This is a genomic window from Ochrobactrum sp. CGA5 (assembly GCF_006345815.1).
Classification (GTDB): domain Bacteria; phylum Pseudomonadota; class Alphaproteobacteria; order Rhizobiales; family Rhizobiaceae; genus Brucella.
Genome location: NZ_VCIG01000007.1, coordinates 25,902 through 43,192 on the forward strand (window position 1 = coordinate 25,902; position 17,291 = coordinate 43,192).

Genomic DNA, 17,291 nt, shown 5'->3' on the forward strand with positions numbered 1-17,291 from the left:
CGCCAAACGGCGGGCTTTTTCGTTTATCCTTATCCGCGAAGGACGCCACCGGTCTGCTTGGCCACGCTGGCCACGACCTGCTTCGATAGCGCTTCCAGATCTTCATCCGTCAATGTGCGGTCCTGCGGCTGCAACAGCACCTCAACCGCAATCGACTTCTTTCCTTCACCGAGCGAAGCGCCAGTGAAAATATCGAAGATCTGAACACCAACGATCAGCTTCTTGTCGGCACTTGAGACTGCCTTCACAACATTTCCGGCTTCAACATCTGCATCCACAACAAAAGCAAAGTCGCGCTTGAGGCTCTGGAACTGCGAGAGGCTGAGAGCAGGCTTGGTGCGGGTTGCCTTTGCCTTCGGCTCAGGGATCGCATCAATATAGATTTCAAAGCCGCAAAGATTGCCCGACACATCAAGCACTTCCAGCGTATCCGGATGGAACTCGCCAAAATAGCCCAAAACAACCTTCGGTCCGAGTTTCAGCGTACCGGAACGCCCCGGATGGAACCATTGTGGGCCACCGGCTTCGATCTGGATACGGTCAACCGGCGCACCGGCTGCTTCAAGGGCTGCGAGTGCATCGGCCTTGGCGTCAAACACGCCGACCGGGGCCGCATTGCCTGACCAAAAACGGCCCGAACCTTCAACACCGGCAGTGCCGCGACGGATGCCGCCTGCCACGCGACGCTGCTGTTCCGGCTTGTCGCCTTCATAGATGCCCGACACTTCGAACAATGCCGTATCGCCAAAGCCGCGATCCGCGTTGCGCTGTGCGGCTGCAAGCAGCCCCGGCAGCAGCGATGGACGCATATCCGACATGTCCGCTGCAATTGGGTTCGCTAGCTTCAATTCCGGCTTGCCACCGCCAAAGGCTTTGGCCTGCGCTTCAGAAATAAAGGAATAGGTCACAGCTTCCATCATGCCACGCGAAGCAAGCGTGCGACGTGCAAGACGCGTACGGATTTGCAGCGTCGTCAGAATACGGCCATTGACGGCACCATGATTTGGCAACGGCTGCGGTGCGATCTGGTTGATGCCATGAATACGCATGACTTCTTCAACGAGATCGGCCTTGCCTTCCACATCTCCGCGCCATGATGGAACAATTGCCCTGATGACCTTGCCGTCACCTTCGACGCCGAAGCCGAGGCGCTTCAGAATATCAAGCGATGTTTCATAGGACACTTCGATGCCCGTGAGGCGCTTGACCTCCGAAACCGGGAAATCGATCACACGCGGCTCAGGCTTGCTATAGCCGACCACATCGAGAATCGTCGGCTGACCACCGCAAAGCTCCAAAACCAGCTTGGTCGCAATTTCCACGCCCGGAACCATCATTTCCGGATCGGCACCACGCTCAAAACGATAGCGCGCATCGGTAACGATGCCCAGCTCGCGGCCCGTGCTAGCAATCATGCGCGGGTCCCAGAGAGCCGATTCGATCAGAACATCGACCGTGTTCTCATCGCAGCCCGAATGTTCTCCGCCCATAATGCCGGCAATCGATTCGGGGCCGTTTTCATCGGCGATCACATACATGCCCGGCTTGAACTTATATTCACGCTGGTCGAGGCCGAGAATGGTTTCCCCATCCTTGGCTGCGCGCACTGTCAGATCGCCCTTGACCTTGGCCGCATCAAAAACGTGCAGCGGACGGCCCTGATCGAACGTTACGTAATTGGTGATATCCACCAGTGCATTGATCGGACGAAGGCCAATATCCTTGAGACGCTGCTGCATCCATTTCGGGCTCGGGCCATTCTTCACGCCCTTGACCAGACGCAACGCGAAGCCGAGACAGAACGGGTTTGCGGCGTCCTGATCCAGAATGATCTTGACCGGCGTTTCGCCTTCGCCCTTCACCGCTTCCGGCAGCGTGTTCTTGAGCGTACCAAGACCGGCTGCGGCCAGATCGCGCGCAATCCCGCGAATGCCGGTGCAGTCGGCGCGATTTGGCGTCAGGCCAATTTCGATGATCGGATCATCAAGGCCCATATAGGCGGCAAAGCTTGTGCCGACCGGTGCATCTTCCGGCAGATCGATAATGCCGTTATGTTCGTCAGAAAGCTCCAGCTCGCGCTCGGAGCACATCATGCCGAAGCTTTCGACGCCACGGATTTTTCCAACCGACAGCGTAACATCGAGCCCGGGAACATAATCCCCCGGACGGCCCAGAACACCGACCAGACCAGCGCGCGCATTTGGTGCACCGCAGACAACCTGAACCGGCTGGCCCTCGCCCGTATCAACGGAAAGAACGCGCAGCTTGTCGGCATCAGGATGCTGAACGGCGCTCACAACCTTGGCAATCTTGAAAGCCTTGAAAGCGGCGCGGTCATCAACCCCGTCCACTTCCAGACCAATATCGGTCAGCTTTTCGACGATCTGTTCAAGCGTCGCATCGGTTTCAAGGTGATCCTTGAGCCAGGAAAGCGTGAATTTCATTTGTCTTGTCCCTTCCTGTCCTTACGCGCTCAGTCCGCCGAAAAGTGTCGGCAGGTCGAGTGGACGGAAACCATAATGGTTGATCCAGCGCACATCGGCATCGAAAAAGGCACGCAAATCAGGCATGCCATATTTCAGCATGGCGATGCGATCGATGCCCATGCCCCAAGCGAAGCCCTGATAAACGTCCGGGTCATAGCCAGAAGCGCGCAACACATTCGGGTGCACCATGCCGCAACCCAGAATTTCGAGCCAGTCATTGCCTTCACCGAACTTCACATGCGGGCCGGAACGGTCGCACTGAATATCAACCTCAACCGATGGCTCAGTGAATGGGAAAAAGCTTGGACGCATGCGCATCGTTACTGTTGGCACTTCGAAGAAAGCCTTGCAGAACTCTTCCAGCACCCATTTCATATTGGCGACATTGGCCGATTTGTCGACGACCAGTCCTTCAACCTGATGGAACATCGGCGAATGGGTGGCGTCGGAATCCATACGATAAGTTTTGCCCGGAATGACGATACGAATCGGCTCGTCGCGACCTTCCTTGTCGCGGATTGCCGCAAACTTCTCCATCGTATGCACCTGCACCGGAGAGGTATGCGTACGCAGAAGCTTGCGCTCACCCTTCTCATCCGCATTGAAGAAGAACGTGTCGTGCATTTCACGCGCCGGATGGCCTTCGGGAAAGTTCAGCGCCGTGAAATTGTAATAGTCAGTTTCGATATCCGGCCCTTCGGCAATCGAGAACCCCATATCAGCGAAGATCGCGGTGATTTCATCGACAACCTGAGAAATTGGATGAATACGTCCACGCGATGCCGCGCTTTCACGAACCGGAAGTGTCACGTCGACCTTTTCGCGCTCAAGGCGCGCTGCAATGGCTTGTTTGCGCAGCTCTGTCTTGCGTTCGGTCAATGCTTCTGTAACGCGGTTCTTCAGACCGTTAATCGCTGGCCCCTGCGCCTGACGCTCTTCCGGCGACATCGAGCCCAGCGTCTTCAACTTTTCTGAAATAGTGCCTTTTTTGCCGAGTGCTGCCACGCGCACCGCTTCAATCGCAGGCTCGTCAACCGCCGCCGCAATGTCTTCGAGAATCTGCCGTTCCAGTTGTTCTAAATCACTCATTGTTTAAATCCCTGTCGCGCTGGCCGCGCTCCACGCCTCTTGGTTTGAATTCCCCGTTACGCCTGTCGCGTTCCGCATACTTCGCTTTTCAGCCAAAGAAGCGTTGTTGTCACTCTCTTTGGCCTGATTGGTGAGACGCATCAAGATTGGCGTCAAAAAATTCCATCGCCCGCAAAAGCCGCTCCCCATCGCCTCCTAGAAATATGCGACGGAAAAGGCGTAGCGGCGCGATAGTGAATCGGAAGAATCCGATGATTCTATTCAGTTCCGGAATCACCGCAGAGGGCGCGATCGCACGATAGGTAACGAAGGCCTGTTGCGGCGTTTCGGCAAGACATGCCTGTGCCGTGACCTGGAAAAACAGGAGCCAAACATCGCGTGCTTGGGCGACAGCAAGCGGCATGACCGTTTCCGGCTCTTCCTCGAAATCGAGAAAGCCGGCAACACCGTTTTTCTCGAAAAAATCGCGCGGATGTGGTCGCCCGTGGCAGAGCCCGGCGGCATGAGCCTCTCCCAAGGCACGGGCACAATGGATGAGAAGCGCGTCATGGCGCTGCGGATCAGTGCGGTGCAATTGGTCGAGCCGGTCCTGAATGATCGGCGCGACGTCGCTAAGAACCATTACAGGTCCCTGGCGGTAGACAATCATGGGCACCTGAAAGCCAGCCTGCCGAAAAGCGTTCATCTTGTGCTCTTCGCGGTCGGCCATGCCTGCTTCTCCGACATCCTTCGGGCTGCGCAGGAACGGATAGGGAAGAGACGGCGAAATCAGGCTATGCAGGCGCTTCGGAAGTGGCCGTCTTTCGGCATCGTATCGCTTGATCCAGACCCGATGATCACCAATAACAGCGCTGGAAATGCGCTTACCCTGGCTTTGAACAAGCAGAGCCAGCAGGCTGCGAAGATCGTCCGCCTCCAGGTCCAGTCTCAGCTTGCCCGGTTCATCCTTCATGCCCGGCTCTTACCTTTGCTTTCACGCATTATCCTGCGCATCGAGGCGAAAAAGGAAAACCCGCGCCAGCCGAGCCAGCGCGGGTCCCCAAATTATCGATACTGCTTGGGAAAGGCGGCTGGCTTAGCGGACAGCGCCTTCAAAAGCGTTCGGCGTCTCGGTATTCTTGAGGTACTCGAGAGCCTTCTTTGCCGACGCAACCAGCGCACCGAATGCATCCGGTTCGTGGATTGCGATGTCGGACAGAACCTTGCGGTCGATTTCGATGCCAGCCTTGGCAAGACCGTCGATGAAACGGCCATAGGTCAGGCCCTGCTCGCGGACAGCAGCGTTGATGCGCTGAATCCAGAGAGCGCGGAACGAACGCTTGCGATTCTTGCGGTCGCGGTAAGCATACTGCTTCGAGCGGTCAACTGCAGCCTTGGCGGTGCGGATGGTGTTCTTGCGACGGCCACGGAAACCAGCAGCCTGATCCAGAACCTTCTTGTGCTTTGCGTGGGCGGTAACGCCGCGTTTTACGCGTGCCATGTTATGATCTCCTTCTCAGACTAATCTTAGAGGCCGTTCGGCAGGAACTGCTTCACGATCTTTGCATCGGCATCGGCGAGAACCATGGTGCCGCGTGCATCGCGAATGAACTTGTTCGAACGCTTGATCATGCCATGACGCTTACCAGCAGCTGCGGCCTTGATTTTGCCGGTGCCGGTGATCTTGAACCGCTTCTTGGCGGCCGATTTGGTCTTCATCTTGGGCATTTTGCTACTCCTTCTTTGCGATCCCCCTCGTGCCTCCGGCACTCGACGCCTCTTGTCATGGCGTCTGGTCATGCCTGATGCGGACGGGAATCTAGTTTTACTTCCGGACTGACCAAGCCCGAAAAGCATACGAAACCGCCACGGCATGCCCTGCCGGGCGGTTCGAACGCGGCCTTATAGGCTCAAAGGCCGCAAAATGCAATGCCCGAATCGGGCCAAATCGCAGCGCAAACGTCAATAAAGCCGCAGAAGCACCGGCAGGATATGAATGTCCTGCAAATACTCGATGAACTCGAAAAACGGATAGGCGACGAAAAACACCAGACCATCCATGAAGGTCCGATAAAGACGGTCAGGACGAACGATCAACTCCTTGTCGTCACGAAACAACGAAAATTTCGGGAAGAACCGCGGAACGCTCGCACAATAAGCTTCATAAGGCTTCCCGAAATTCTGCTTGAGAAATTTCTCTTCCGTCCGGATAACAACAGCGAAAGCGAGATAGCAAAGCACGCCAAAGGCGATCGCAATGATGAGGCTGCCAGTCTGCGCGCCAATGCCCATCGCACCGATGCTACTGAAGACGTAAAGTGGATTGCGCGTAACCGAATATGGTCCGCTCTGAACAATTTCCGCGCTCTTGCGCCCGCCGATATACAGCGTGCACCACATACGTCCGATGATGGCCGCAACGATCAGGCTCAGACCGAAGGCTTCGATATACTCATGGAAGCGACCGGTAGATCGCGCGCTGACGAAAAACAACGCCACGACCAGAAGTACCACGACGGCGCCGATCGCAAGGCGCCGTCGTTGCTGATATTTACCCAGTTCGCCCAAAGTCTTCATTGCGGTTCCATGATCCCATATTTACCCGGTTAAAAGAAAAGCCGCCCGAAGGCGGCTTTTCCAAGGCATTTCCCAATGTTCAGCGCGGAGCGAGAACCATCATCATCTGACGGCCTTCGAGCTTCGGCTCGGACTCGACCTTGGCAATTTCAACAGTGTCTTCCTTGACGCGCTGCAAAAGCTTCATGCCAAGTTCCTGGTGCGCCATTTCGCGCCCACGAAAACGCAAGGTAACCTTGACCTTGTCGCCTTCCTCAAAGAAACGCTGAGCAGCCTTCATCTTCACCTCATAATCATGGGTGTCGATGTTCGGTCGCATCTTGATTTCCTTGATTTCAACCGTTTTCTGCTTCTTGCGCGCTTCGGCGGCCTTTTTCTGATTCTGATACTTCAGCTTGCCGAGATCGACGATCTTGCAAACCGGAGGCTCGGCGTTCGGCACGATCTCTACAAGATCGAGACCTGCTTCTTCAGCCATGGCGATAGCTTCCTGAATGGAAACATCACCGTGGTTCTGGCCTTCGGCATCGATAAGCTGAACCCGGGGAACCCGGATATCACGGTTGGAGCGCGGTCCGTCTTTCTGAACCGGCGTCGCTCTGAAGGGTCGGCGAATGGTCGTTATCTCCTGAATTGTTACGTCTCATGCGGTCGGATACCTGCTGCCAGACGACATGTCCCCGATCAAACCGCAGTTGATTGCGGAAATGTCGTCAAGCAGGCGGCGAAGTCAATAGCATCTTTGGCAGGAAAAATCACCCCCACGTGATAAACGTTCTTTTTGTCGTCATTTCGCGGCGGCAAAGCGGCATATCGGCCACATTTGCCGTCATTTCAAGAGCCTCGGCCCAGATGGCGGCTTTCCTCTCTTTTTCAAACATGTCAAAACGATCCCGAGAATTGAGGAGATTTGACATGAGCGTTGCGGGGCCGAAATTCATCGACGTGAATGGAGCGAAAATCGCCCTGCGTTACAGAGCCGGAAACAAATCCCCAGGCCTGGTCTGGCTCGGCGGCTATCGTTCCGACATGCTGGGCACCAAAGCCGTGATTCTTGACGAATGGGCGGCTGAAACCGGGCACAGCGCACTCAGGTTTGATTATTCAGGCCACGGTGAATCCGGTGGCGATTTCAATCAAGGCACCATCTCACGTTGGCTGAACGAAAGCCTTGCCGTCTACCGCAAGTATGCAAAAGGTCCGCAGATCCTGGTTGGCTCCTCTATGGGCGGCTGGATTGCGCTGCGCATGGCGCAGGAACTCAAGAATGAAGGCAACCCACCTGCCGGAATCGTCCTGATCGCGCCCGCCCCGGATTTTACAGCTGTGCTCGTGGAACCCTCGCTTTCCGATGCACAGAAGAACGATCTGCAGGAAAAGGGCTATTTTGAGGAACCCTCCGAATATTCACCCAATCCTTATGTCTATACCCGCGCATTGATCGAGGACGGACGAAAAAATCTGGTTCTCAAGGGTATCATCGAAACCGGATGTCCGGTTCACATTCTGCAAGGCATGCAGGACCTAGATGTTCCTTACAAGCATGCGTTAACACTTGTCGAACACTTGCCCGTCGATGACGTAACCCTGACACTCGTGCGCGACGGCGATCATCGCCTGTCGCGACCGCAGGATCTCAAGCTTCTGATCCGTACCGTATCCGGTCTGGCAAAACACGTGGGCGAAGAATCGTAACGGAGCACAGTCATGCGGTTCTCGGTTCTCGCTTCCTCGGCGGTTGCTGCCATCGTCGGTTTCGGCGGCACGCTGGCACTCATCATCGCCGCGGCGCAGGTGCTGGGCGCTACACAGGCCGAAACCGCAAGCTGGGTGACGGCGATATGCCTTGCAATCGCCGCCTCCTCCGCTTGGCTCAGCGCCCGCTACAAGATGCCGATCATCGCAGCATGGTCCACACCAGGGCTGGCATTGATCGGCGCCAGTATCGGCTTCACCATGCCAGAAGCGGTTGGTGCATTCATCGTGACCGCACTCGCGCTGGTCGCCACTGGGCTGATCCGGCAATTGTCGGTACTCGTTTCACGCATTCCAGCCTCTGTGGCTTCGGGCATGCTCGCAGGTGTGCTACTGAGTTTCGTCATTGCCGCGGCCAAAACAGTGTCCGGCGATCCGCTTTTTGTCCTGCCGCTGGTGGCGCTGTTCTTCATCATACGTTTGTTCAATCCGTCGCTCGCCGTGATTGCTGTTCTTGTCGTCGGCATGGCCTTTGCTCTGGTCACGGGACGTTCGCCCGCATTGCCTGCACCCGAAATTTCCACACTCACCCTTATCTGGCCGGAATTTCACATGGGCGCGATGGTCGGCATTGCGATCCCGCTCTATCTGGTGACCATGGCCTCACAAAACCTGCCGGGCTTCGCCGTGCTCCGCGCTTCGGGCTATGAGCCGCCGACCAGCGCCTGCCTGCGTATAACTGGTCTGTTTTCGCTGCTGACAGCTCCCTTTGGTGCATCGACCACCAATCTCGCGGCGATATCGGCGGCACTTTGCACCAACCCTGACGCTCACCCCGATGCGGCCAAACGCTGGCTGACCGGGCCGGTTTATGCCGTGATCTATGTCGTGTTTGCGCTCTTCGGAGCCTCACTGGTCGCGATCTTCGCTGTACTGCCGGTAACGCTCATCGCCCTTGTTGCCGGTCTGGCGCTGACAGGCCCATTCATCAACGCGATGTCACTGGCGCTGAAGGATGAACATGAGCGTCTTGCAGCGACCATAACCTTTGCCGTGACAGCATCCGGCATTGCATTCTTCGGCATCGGCTCTGCTTTCTGGGCGCTGATAGCCGGGCTTTGCGTCACTTTTCTTGAGCATCTCCGCAAAAAAATCTCGAATTAATCGCATTGGTTAGGCCAAGAGGCATCCGAATCCTCTGGGTGTATTCTTGAAAAACCGCAATCTTTTCACCACGTCGATATCAAGCCGCCAGAAGAAAATGCCCGCTTGGGTAGGCTGGTTGGCCTTGGTTTCGCGCATGTGGCTGAACGATTGTCCGACGGCTGAATGGCATGCGCATTTCGACGGAGCAGACCATGACCAATACTGCATTGATCCGCCCGGCATGGACGCCAGCCACGATTGCGCTGATGGTGCTCGGCTTTTTCCTGTTCTGGCCGCTTGGCCTTGCCATGCTCGCCTATATCCTCTGGGGTGATCGCCTCGAGGGATTCAAGCGCGGCGTGAACGAGAAGACCGATTCCATGTTCGGCTCGTTCCGCAACTGCCGTAAGGGCGAAAGCTTCAACTTCGGTGGTACAACCGGCAACGAGGCTTTTGACGACTGGCGTCGCGCCGAGCTGGAGCGCTTGGCCGAGGAACGCCGCAAGCTCGAAGAGGCACGCGCCGAATTCGAGGCCTATGCTGCAGAACTTCGCCGCGCCCGCGACAAGGAAGAATTCGACCGCTTCATGGCTGAGCGCCGTGCGAGTGCGCGGAAAACTCCTGCCTCACGCGCGAAAGGCGGCAAGGATGACATCACCGATCTTTGATCGATGAAATCGCCTGCAAAACAATCGAACGGCGCGGCACGTCTGCGCCGTTTTGTTTATCGTCACAAAAGAATCCGCCCAATATCAATGGTTTAGACTATTATTTTGCGTGAAAACCGCTTTGCACTTTTCGGGATGCGCTCCAACGCCCAATTTTAAGTGCATCTTGTTCCGAAAACCGCTTTGCACTTTTCGGGATGCGCTTAGGGGCGAATCGCTTATTCTTAAATGATGGGTCTTTCCTTTCTTCGGCAAATCAGCGGTAAAGGGGCATCCGCTGGGACGACAACCGTTCGCAGCGAGCGCATCCATGCGGTTGCCGGACGGGAACTTCCCTTGCGTGTTTTCGAAAACCCGCGTGCCAAACGGCTGACCCTGCGGATCGAAGCAGGTGGCAGAGGACTGCGCATTACGGTTCCGCCCGGCCTTCCCGAGCGCGAAGTGCTGAGCTTCCTCAACCGCCACGAGGGCTGGATCGAAAGCCGTATCGCAAAACTGCCCGACCAGCCGGGCGTGCGCGCCGGTATCAGGATTCCCCTGCGCGGGGTGCCACACAAGATCGTGCATCAGCCCGGACGCGGCACGACGCAGCTCCTTGAAGGCAATATTCTGCTTGTCCATGGTGATCCGGCGCATCTGCCGCGCCGCGTCGCCGATTACATCAAGCGCGAAGTGAAGCGGGAGATTGAGGCGCTTGTCGCCCGCCACACTGCCGCTGTTGGTCGCAAGGCCAGTGCCGTGCGTTTCAAGGATACGAAGAGCCGTTGGGGTTCCTGCACTTCTGATGGCACCCTTTCCTTCTCCTGGCGCATCGGCATGGCACCTGCTCCGGTGATTAACTATCTTGTCGCCCATGAGGTGGCTCATCTCGTCGAGATGAACCACGGGCCGAAATTCTGGAAACTCTGCCACGAGCTTTGCCCCGACACGGAGCGCTGCAAGGCTTGGCTGAAGCGCAATGGCAGCGCATTACAGGCTATCGACTTTACATGACCGCATCCATACTGACCGCCGCCAAGGTGCTTTGGGATTATCACTGCATCTATGATCCGCTGGAAACCGCCGATGTCATCATCGGGCTTGGCAGCTATGATCCTCGTGTTGCCGAGAGAGCAGCCGATCTGTTTCTGGCCGGCATGGGGACGTGGCTGGTGTTCACCGGCAAAAGTGGTCACTGGACAGACAAGCTCTACAAAGCAAGCGAAGCGGAAGCTTTTGCGGAAATCGCAATCAGGCGCGGCGTGCCTGAAGAAGCAATTATCATCGAACCCAATGCCACTAATATCGGCGAAAACATAAGGTTCAGTCGTGAACGGCTTGCGCCCGGCGCAATCAGCGCCATCCTTGTCACCAAGCCGCAGACGCAGCGCCGCGTTCTGGCGACCATGGCCCGTCAATGGCCGGAAGCGCGCGCAAGCATAACCGCACCGCTCATCTCCTTCGAGGCCCAGCCAACCGCAGACCACCCCGTCGAAATGCTTATCAACGAGATGACCGGCGATCTTCAACGCATTCTGGAATATCCTGCCAAGGGCTATCAGATTGCGCAGGCTGTTCCCCTTGAAGTCATGGAGGCGTATGATTTTCTGATGGCAAAAGGCTTTGATGGCCATCCGATCTCCGAACAGACGGAATAACTTGAGTAGCCCCCGGATTTATGCGACGGAAAACCATGGTTCTCGATATCAAGATATGCGGGCTTAAAACCCCCGACGCTGTTGCCGCCGCCCTCGACGGCGGTGCGACGCATATCGGCCTCATCTTTTTTCCCAAAAGCCCGCGCCATGTAACCCCGCAGATAGCGGCAACCTTGCGCGATGCGGCCAAGGGACGTGCGCTTGTCGTAGCTGTTACAGTCGATGCAGATGATGAAACGCTGGATAACATCGTAAAAACGGTGAAACCTGATATATTGCAGTTTCACGGCCATGAAACGCCGGAACGCGTGGCCTTTATCAAGGCACGTTATGGACTGCCGGTCATGAAGGCTTTTTCGGTGCGTGAAGCCGGCGATCTTGCGACGGTTGCGGCCTACAAGGGTATAGCAGACCGTTTCCTGTTCGATGCCAAGCCGCCGAAGGGATCAGACCTTCCGGGCGGCAATGGCGTGTCATTCGACTGGGAACTTCTGGCTGCGCTTGACGCGGATATCGATTACATGCTTTCCGGTGGACTGAATGCGGACAATATCGCAGAGGCGTTGGAAAAGACCCATGCGCCGGGCATCGATATATCGTCCGGCGTCGAGCGCACGCCCGGTGAGAAGGATGTGCGCCTCATTGAGAATTTTTTCCGGGCTGTCGCCGATGCGCGCCGATGCCCTGTAGACAGCCTGAAATGACGGAGTGGAAGCGTTGAACAAGCCGGTTGCACCAAATTCCTATAAAACAGGCCCCGACGAAGAGGGCATGTTCGGTATTTTCGGCGGACGCTTCGTCGCTGAAACGCTCATGCCGCTTATTCTCGAATTGCAGGAAGCCTATGAAACGGCGAAGAATGATCCTGAGTTCAAGGCAGAGCTGAACGCGCTTTCCACCTATTATGCCGGTCGTCCTTCCAAGCTCTATTATGCAGAAGGCCTGACGAAACATCTTCGTGACGTTTCCTCGGCCAAGGGCCTCGGGGGCGGTGCAAAAATCTACTTCAAACGCGAAGACCTTAATCACACGGGCAGCCACAAGATCAACAACTGCCTTGGTCAGATTCTGCTCGCCAAGCGCATGGGCAAGACCCGCATCATCGCCGAAACCGGTGCCGGACAGCATGGCGTGGCTTCGGCTACGGTTGCCGCGCGTTTCGGTCTGCCTTGCGTAGTCTATATGGGCGCGACCGATGTCGAGCGTCAGAAGCCGAATGTGTTCCGTATGAAACTGCTCGGCGCCGAAGTGAAGCCAGTCACCGCAGGCAACGGTACACTGAAGGACGCGATGAACGAAGCCCTGCGCGACTGGGTTACGAATGTCGAAGACACCTATTACCTGATCGGCACCGCTGCCGGTCCGCACCCCTATCCTGAGCTGGTCCGCGACTTCCAGTCGGTGATCGGCAATGAGGCCCGCCAGCAGATTCTGGAACAGGAAGGACGCCTGCCAGACGTGATCGTGGCAGCGGTCGGCGGCGGCTCAAATGCCATCGGCCTGTTCCATCCATTCCTTGATGATACCTCTGTGAAGATCGTTGGCGTCGAAGCCGGCGGGCGCGGTCTTGACGGTGAAGAACATTGCGCCTCTATGAGCGCGGGTCGCCCCGGCGTTCTGCATGGCAACCGCACCTATCTCCTCCAGAACGACGACGGTCAAATTCTCGAAGGCCATTCCGTTTCCGCTGGTCTCGACTATCCGGGTGTCGGGCCTGAACATTCGTGGCTCAAGGACAGCGGGCGTGTCGACTATGTGCCCATCCTTGATGATGAGGCGCTTGATGCGTTCCAGCTTTGCACCCGCACCGAAGGCATCATTCCCGCGCTCGAATCCGCCCATGCCATCGCACAGGCTGTGAAAATGGCCCCGACCATGGGCAAGGATCAGGTTATGATCGTCAATCTGTCGGGCCGTGGCGACAAGGATGTCCACACGGTCGGCAAGCTTCTCGGCATGGACATCTGATATGGGTAGCGATGTCGCCGAAGTCTCCGTCTACAAGCCGCGTGCCGCATGGTTCGACGGCCTGACGACGTGCGGTCCGGCGACGATCAAGCTCAACATCATAGAAGCCGATCCAACCAACCCTGTCGCGGAAGCTGCTGTCGGCCTCGCCCGCAGACAGATCGAAACCGCCGCAGAAAAGCTCACCGCTCTGCCGCATTCGGGCGCTGGTTTCGCTATTCTTCATCAGGGCGAGGAGAGCCTCTGGCTGCTTCTGCACTGGTGGCTGGAAGGCGGCATAGCCACTGAAATCCTCTGGCAGTCGGAACTCGGCGACGAGGTGGAATTCATGCCCGCACAGCCGCTGCTGATGGCGTGCGTATGGGAACTCGGAATTATAGACTTTGAACGGCGTGCATGGATGGAAACGGCGATGGCGGGCAATCCCGTTGCCGACTATCTGGCGCGCACTTTGCCACGGGGCACGGTATGACTACTCGAATCGACACCAAATTCGCTGAACTGAAGGCCGAGGGCCGTCCGGCGCTCGTTACCTATTTCATGGGTGGCGATCCAGATCTTGAAACTTCGATCAAGGTAATGAAGGCTCTCCCAAAGGCCGGTGCCGATGTGATCGAACTCGGCATGCCCTTCTCCGATCCGATGGCAGACGGCCCCGCTATTCAGGCCGCAGGTCTGCGCGCCCTGAACGCCGGTCAGACGCTTCCCAAGACGCTGCAAATGGCAGCAGAATTCCGCAAGGAAGATGACACGACCCCTATTGTCATGATGGGCTATTACAACCCGATCTATATCTATGGCGTGGAACGTTTCCTGGCCGATGCAAAGGCATCCGGCGTGGACGGGCTGATCGTCGTCGATCTTCCCTCTGAAATGGATGCAGAGCTCTGCATTCCGGCGATGAAGGCGGGCGTCAATTTCATTCGCCTCACCACGCCGACCACAGACGACAAGCGCTTGCCAAAGGTGCTGCATAATTCATCTGGCTTCGTCTATTACGTTTCGATGAACGGCATCACCGGTTCGGCCATTGCCGATACGACAAAGGTCGGCGAAGCCGTGCGTCACATCAAGAAGAGCACCGATCTGCCGATCTGTGTCGGTTTTGGCGTGAAGACGCCGGAACAGGCGTCAGCCATCGCCGCCCATGCCGATGGCGTTGTCGTCGGCACGGCGATCGTCAACGCGATTGCAGGCGAACTTGATGAAAATGGCAAGGCGAAAGGCGATCCTGTCGCTGCTGCAACCCGGCTTGTCCACGCCCTTGCTGAGAGTGTGCGCGCCGCACGCCTTGAAGCCGCCCAATAAATCGTCCATTTAGGGCACATCTTAAAAGTGCTAAGCGGCTGACGCTCTTTGCCGAAGAACAAGAAACGGAAGTAAACGTCATGAACTGGATCACCAACTACGTCCGTCCGAAGATCAATTCGATGCTCGGCCGTCGTGAAATGCCAGAAAACCTCTGGATCAAGGATCCATCGACTGGTGAAATGGTGTTTCACAAGGATCTTGAGAGCAACCAGTTTGTGATCCCCTCCTCGGGGCATCACATGCGCATCAAGGCGAAGGATCGTCTGCGCTTCTTCTTCGACAATGGCGAATACACCACGCTTGAAGCGCCGAAAGTACCGGTCGATCCGCTGAAATTCCGCGACGAAAAGAAATATATCGACCGTCTCAAGGATTACCGTACGCGTACCGGCATGGATGATGCTGTCGTCAACGGCCTCGGTACGATTGAAGGCTTGCCGATTGTCGCTACCGTTCAGGATTTCGGGTTCATGGGCGGTTCGCTCGGCATGGGTGCTGGCGAAGCAATCATCCAGGGTTTTGAAAAGGCCATCGAGCTGAAGCGCCCGCTGGTTCTGTTCGCAGCCTCCGGTGGCGCACGCATGCAGGAAGGTATCCTGTCGCTCATGCAGCTTCCGCGTACCACGGTCGCAGTTGAAATGCTGAAAGAGGCTGGTCTGCCCTATATCGTCGTCCTGACCAATCCGACCACGGGCGGCGTGACGGCTTCCTACGCCATGCTCGGCGATATCCATATTGCCGAACCCGGTGCACTGATCGGCTTTGCAGGGCCGCGCGTCATTGAGCAGACGATCCGCGAAAAGCTGCCGGAAGGCTTCCAGAGCGCTGACTATCTCATGGAACACGGCATGGTGGACATGGTCGTCTCGCGTCTCGAGCTGAAAGGTACGATTGCGCGCCTTCTCAAGATCATGACCAGGCAGCCCGGCAATAGCGACGCGCCGGGAAGCGAAAAGACGGAAGCAACCGACAAGGCAGCCTGATCGTGACAGAAAAAGCCGCCGCCGCAATCGAGCGGCTTATGCAGTTGCATCCGAAGGGCTTCGATCTTTCCTTGGACCGTATCCGCGGCCTTCTGGAAAAACTCGGTAATCCGCATCTGAAGTTGCCGCCTGTCATCCATATTGCAGGCACAAACGGCAAGGGATCGGCGACGGCTTTCTGCCGCGCGCTTCTGGAGGCGGGCGGTTTTGATGTTCACGTCCATACCTCGCCGCACCTCGTCAACTGGCATGAACGCTATCGCCTAGCCGCTCCAGGCGGCGGCAGGCTAGTCGGCGATGATGTTCTGGCCGACGCCATAGAGCGCGTTGCAGTAGCCAATAACGGCAAACACATTACTGTTTTCGAAATTCTGACCGCAGTCGCTTTCGTACTCTTTTCCGAGCATCCGGCGGATGTCGTTGTCATGGAAGTCGGTCTTGGCGGGCGCTTCGACGCCACCAATGTCATTATTGATCCTGCCGTCTCGCTCATCATGCCGGTTTCCATCGACCATCAAGCCTATCTTGGCGACCGCGTGGAACTTATTGCCGCTGAAAAGGCCGGTATCATCAAGAAGGATTGTGCCGTCGTCGTCGGTTTCCAGCCTTTCGACGCAGCACGGGAAGTTCTTGTCTCGACCGCCGACCGGCTCGGCTGTCCGGTTTCGGTTTACGGACAGGATTTCCTCGCCTTCGAGGAACATGGCCGTATGGTTTTCCAGAACGAGGACGGCCTGATCGATCTTCCATTGCCGCGCCTGCCCGGACGCCACCAGATTTCCAATGCCGCAGCAGCAATCGAGGCGGTCCAGATGGCTGGCTTCAGCCTGACTGACAAAGCGGTCGAGAAAGCATTGATGGTGGTTGACTGGCCAGCACGTATGCAACGGCTGACCCATGGTGCACTCGTGGATCTTGCCCCGGCGGCCTCCGAAATCTGGCTTGATGGCGGCCATAATCCGGGCGCCGGCGTAGTCATCGCCGAGACGCTGGGCGATCTTGAAGAACGCAATGAGCGCCCGCTGTTTCTCATCACCGGCATGATCAACACCAAAGACCCGGTTGGCTATTTCGAAGCCTTCGCCGGTATGGCGCGGCACGTTTTCACAGTGCCCGTTCTCTCCAGCGATGCCAGTATTCCCAATGATGAGCTGGCTGTCGCAGCCCAGAAAGCCAATCTGTCGGCAGAGCCCGTACATTCGGTTGCCAATGCCTTAAAGCTGCTGCGTGACACATGGCCTTCCGACGAAGCTCCCCCCCGTATATTGATCGGCGGCTCGCTCTATCTCGCAGGCGAGGTCTTGCGCGACAATGGTACATCACCCCAATAAACAAAAACCCGGCTCCAAGGCCGGGTTTTTCATTTCTCGCGCTTGAAACGATCAGGCAGCGGAAGCTTTGATCCAGTCAGCGAGACGGCTCTTCGGAGCAGCACCAACCATATTGGCTGCAAGCTCACCGTCCTTGAACATCAACAACGTCGGAATCGAGCGGACACCGAACTGGGCTGCCAGTTCCGGGTTCTCATCGATATTCACCTTGGCGATCTTGATCTGACCGGCCATTTCGGTTGCGATCTCATCCAGAGCCGGAGCGATCATCTTGCACGGACCGCACCATTCCGCCCAGAAATCCACCACAACAGGCTCGCTCGACTGAAGAACGTCCGACTGAAAATTGCTGTTATCGACCTTAACGGTTGCCATAGGGCTATCCTCTTTTATCACCAAGAACGGCAGACATCTTTTCAGA

Annotated in this window: 20 protein-coding genes; 11 read left to right on the forward strand and 9 right to left on the reverse strand. The window is 56.7% G+C overall.

Features of this window, described 5'->3' with window-relative positions; genetic code table 11:
* Nucleotides 1-29: 29 nt before the first annotated feature.
* From pheT to FJQ48_RS22835, 8 genes are all read right to left on the reverse strand, one after another.
* Nucleotides 30-2,444, reverse strand: a complete 2,415-nt coding sequence (gene pheT / locus FJQ48_RS08105) for a phenylalanine--tRNA ligase subunit beta (protein ID WP_139974683.1) — start codon at nt 2,442-2,444, stop codon at nt 30-32.
* Nucleotides 2,445-2,465: 21 nt separating this feature from the next.
* Entirely contained in the window at nt 2,466-3,575 is a 1,110-nt protein-coding gene (gene pheS / locus FJQ48_RS08110) for a phenylalanine--tRNA ligase subunit alpha (RefSeq protein ID WP_139974684.1), read from the reverse strand.
* A 109-nt stretch (nt 3,576-3,684) separates the two neighbouring features.
* Nucleotides 3,685-4,527 (reverse strand): serine/threonine protein phosphatase, encoded by an 843-nt coding sequence (locus FJQ48_RS08115; RefSeq protein ID WP_139974685.1) that lies wholly within the window; start codon nt 4,525-4,527, stop codon nt 3,685-3,687.
* Between the two features lie 123 nt (nt 4,528-4,650).
* Complete coding sequence (gene rplT, locus FJQ48_RS08120; RefSeq protein WP_006468099.1) at nt 4,651-5,055, reverse strand: 50S ribosomal protein L20; 405 nt, start codon at nt 5,053-5,055, stop codon at nt 4,651-4,653.
* A gap of 26 nt (nt 5,056-5,081) precedes the next feature.
* Entirely contained in the window at nt 5,082-5,282 is a 201-nt protein-coding gene (gene rpmI / locus FJQ48_RS08125) for a 50S ribosomal protein L35 (protein ID WP_006473268.1), read from the reverse strand.
* Nucleotides 5,283-5,516: 234 nt separating this feature from the next.
* Nucleotides 5,517-6,131 (reverse strand): isoprenylcysteine carboxylmethyltransferase family protein, encoded by a 615-nt coding sequence (locus FJQ48_RS08130; protein ID WP_139974686.1) that lies wholly within the window; start codon nt 6,129-6,131, stop codon nt 5,517-5,519.
* A 79-nt stretch (nt 6,132-6,210) separates the two neighbouring features.
* A complete protein-coding gene (gene infC / locus FJQ48_RS08135) occupies nt 6,211-6,747 on the reverse strand; it encodes a translation initiation factor IF-3 (protein ID WP_112586884.1) in 537 nt (178 codons plus the stop codon).
* Between the two features lie 139 nt (nt 6,748-6,886).
* Entirely contained in the window at nt 6,887-7,012 is a 126-nt protein-coding gene (locus tag FJQ48_RS22835) for a hypothetical protein (protein ID WP_282183535.1), read from the reverse strand.
* Nucleotides 7,013-7,046: 34 nt separating this feature from the next.
* On the opposite strand from FJQ48_RS22835, the gene FJQ48_RS08140 reads away from it, so the two are divergent.
* From FJQ48_RS08140 to FJQ48_RS08190, 11 genes are all read left to right on the forward strand, one after another.
* Nucleotides 7,047-7,826, forward strand: coding sequence for an alpha/beta hydrolase (locus FJQ48_RS08140; RefSeq protein WP_139974687.1), 780 nt, complete (start codon nt 7,047-7,049; stop codon nt 7,824-7,826).
* Between the two features lie 12 nt (nt 7,827-7,838).
* Nucleotides 7,839-8,990, forward strand: a complete 1,152-nt coding sequence (locus tag FJQ48_RS08145; RefSeq protein ID WP_139974688.1) for a benzoate/H(+) symporter BenE family transporter — start codon at nt 7,839-7,841, stop codon at nt 8,988-8,990.
* Nucleotides 8,991-9,184: 194 nt separating this feature from the next.
* Complete coding sequence (locus tag FJQ48_RS08150) at nt 9,185-9,640, forward strand: DUF2852 domain-containing protein (RefSeq protein WP_139974689.1); 456 nt, start codon at nt 9,185-9,187, stop codon at nt 9,638-9,640.
* A gap of 231 nt (nt 9,641-9,871) precedes the next feature.
* Nucleotides 9,872-10,633: a M48 family metallopeptidase gene (locus FJQ48_RS08155; protein ID WP_139974887.1), complete on the forward strand. Its 762-nt coding sequence runs from the start codon at nt 9,872-9,874 to the stop codon at nt 10,631-10,633.
* The gene (locus tag FJQ48_RS08160; RefSeq protein ID WP_139974690.1) at nt 10,630-11,277 is read left to right on the forward strand and encodes a YdcF family protein; all 648 of its coding nucleotides are present in this window, start codon (nt 10,630-10,632) and stop codon (nt 11,275-11,277) included. The genes FJQ48_RS08155 and FJQ48_RS08160 overlap by 4 nt, the downstream gene beginning before the upstream one ends.
* 35 nt (nt 11,278-11,312) lie before the next feature.
* Nucleotides 11,313-11,981 (forward strand): phosphoribosylanthranilate isomerase, encoded by a 669-nt coding sequence (locus FJQ48_RS08165; RefSeq protein ID WP_139974691.1) that lies wholly within the window; start codon nt 11,313-11,315, stop codon nt 11,979-11,981.
* Nucleotides 11,982-11,994: 13 nt separating this feature from the next.
* Nucleotides 11,995-13,245, forward strand: coding sequence for a tryptophan synthase subunit beta (gene trpB / locus FJQ48_RS08170; RefSeq protein WP_139974692.1), 1,251 nt, complete (start codon nt 11,995-11,997; stop codon nt 13,243-13,245).
* A 1-nt stretch (nt 13,246) separates the two neighbouring features.
* The gene (locus tag FJQ48_RS08175) at nt 13,247-13,717 is read left to right on the forward strand and encodes a hypothetical protein (RefSeq protein ID WP_139974693.1); all 471 of its coding nucleotides are present in this window, start codon (nt 13,247-13,249) and stop codon (nt 13,715-13,717) included.
* The gene (gene trpA, locus FJQ48_RS08180) at nt 13,714-14,553 is read left to right on the forward strand and encodes a tryptophan synthase subunit alpha (protein ID WP_139974694.1); all 840 of its coding nucleotides are present in this window, start codon (nt 13,714-13,716) and stop codon (nt 14,551-14,553) included. Before FJQ48_RS08175 ends, trpA begins: the two co-directional genes overlap by 4 nt.
* Nucleotides 14,554-14,633: 80 nt before the next feature.
* Nucleotides 14,634-15,539: an acetyl-CoA carboxylase, carboxyltransferase subunit beta gene (accD, locus tag FJQ48_RS08185; RefSeq protein ID WP_139974695.1), complete on the forward strand. Its 906-nt coding sequence runs from the start codon at nt 14,634-14,636 to the stop codon at nt 15,537-15,539.
* Between the two features lie 38 nt (nt 15,540-15,577).
* Nucleotides 15,578-16,870, forward strand: a complete 1,293-nt coding sequence (locus tag FJQ48_RS08190) for a folylpolyglutamate synthase/dihydrofolate synthase family protein (protein ID WP_180350165.1) — start codon at nt 15,578-15,580, stop codon at nt 16,868-16,870.
* Nucleotides 16,871-16,921: 51 nt separating this feature from the next.
* Here FJQ48_RS08190 and trxA read toward each other — a convergent pair whose 3' ends face one another.
* On the reverse strand, nt 16,922-17,245 hold the full coding sequence (gene trxA / locus FJQ48_RS08195) for a thioredoxin (RefSeq protein ID WP_075041819.1): 324 nt from the start codon (nt 17,243-17,245) through the stop codon (nt 16,922-16,924).
* Nucleotides 17,246-17,291 lie beyond the last annotated feature (46 nt).

Coding starts and splice junctions, on each gene's coding strand:
- FJQ48_RS08175 (WP_139974693.1), top strand. CDS start 13,247: ATGGGTAGCGATGTCGCCGAAGTCTCCGTCTACAAGCCGCGTGCCGCA.
- pheT (WP_139974683.1), bottom strand. CDS start 2,444: ATGAAATTCACGCTTTCCTGGCTCAAGGATCACCTTGAAACCGATGCG.
- FJQ48_RS08165 (WP_139974691.1), top strand. CDS start 11,313: ATGGTTCTCGATATCAAGATATGCGGGCTTAAAACCCCCGACGCTGTT.
- FJQ48_RS08130 (WP_139974686.1), bottom strand. CDS start 6,131: ATGAAGACTTTGGGCGAACTGGGTAAATATCAGCAACGACGGCGCCTT.
- pheS (WP_139974684.1), bottom strand. CDS start 3,575: ATGAGTGATTTAGAACAACTGGAACGGCAGATTCTCGAAGACATTGCG.
- FJQ48_RS08190 (WP_180350165.1), top strand. CDS start 15,578: ATGCAGTTGCATCCGAAGGGCTTCGATCTTTCCTTGGACCGTATCCGC.
- FJQ48_RS08140 (WP_139974687.1), top strand. CDS start 7,047: ATGAGCGTTGCGGGGCCGAAATTCATCGACGTGAATGGAGCGAAAATC.
- rplT (WP_006468099.1), bottom strand. CDS start 5,055: ATGGCACGCGTAAAACGCGGCGTTACCGCCCACGCAAAGCACAAGAAG.
- trxA (WP_075041819.1), bottom strand. CDS start 17,245: ATGGCAACCGTTAAGGTCGATAACAGCAATTTTCAGTCGGACGTTCTT.
- FJQ48_RS08160 (WP_139974690.1), top strand. CDS start 10,630: ATGACCGCATCCATACTGACCGCCGCCAAGGTGCTTTGGGATTATCAC.
- rpmI (WP_006473268.1), bottom strand. CDS start 5,282: ATGCCCAAGATGAAGACCAAATCGGCCGCCAAGAAGCGGTTCAAGATC.
- FJQ48_RS08145 (WP_139974688.1), top strand. CDS start 7,839: ATGCGGTTCTCGGTTCTCGCTTCCTCGGCGGTTGCTGCCATCGTCGGT.
- trpA (WP_139974694.1), top strand. CDS start 13,714: ATGACTACTCGAATCGACACCAAATTCGCTGAACTGAAGGCCGAGGGC.
- FJQ48_RS08155 (WP_139974887.1), top strand. CDS start 9,872: ATGGGTCTTTCCTTTCTTCGGCAAATCAGCGGTAAAGGGGCATCCGCT.
- FJQ48_RS08115 (WP_139974685.1), bottom strand. CDS start 4,527: ATGAAGGATGAACCGGGCAAGCTGAGACTGGACCTGGAGGCGGACGAT.
- accD (WP_139974695.1), top strand. CDS start 14,634: ATGAACTGGATCACCAACTACGTCCGTCCGAAGATCAATTCGATGCTC.
- FJQ48_RS22835 (WP_282183535.1), bottom strand. CDS start 7,012: ATGTTTGAAAAAGAGAGGAAAGCCGCCATCTGGGCCGAGGCTCTTGAA.
- FJQ48_RS08150 (WP_139974689.1), top strand. CDS start 9,185: ATGACCAATACTGCATTGATCCGCCCGGCATGGACGCCAGCCACGATT.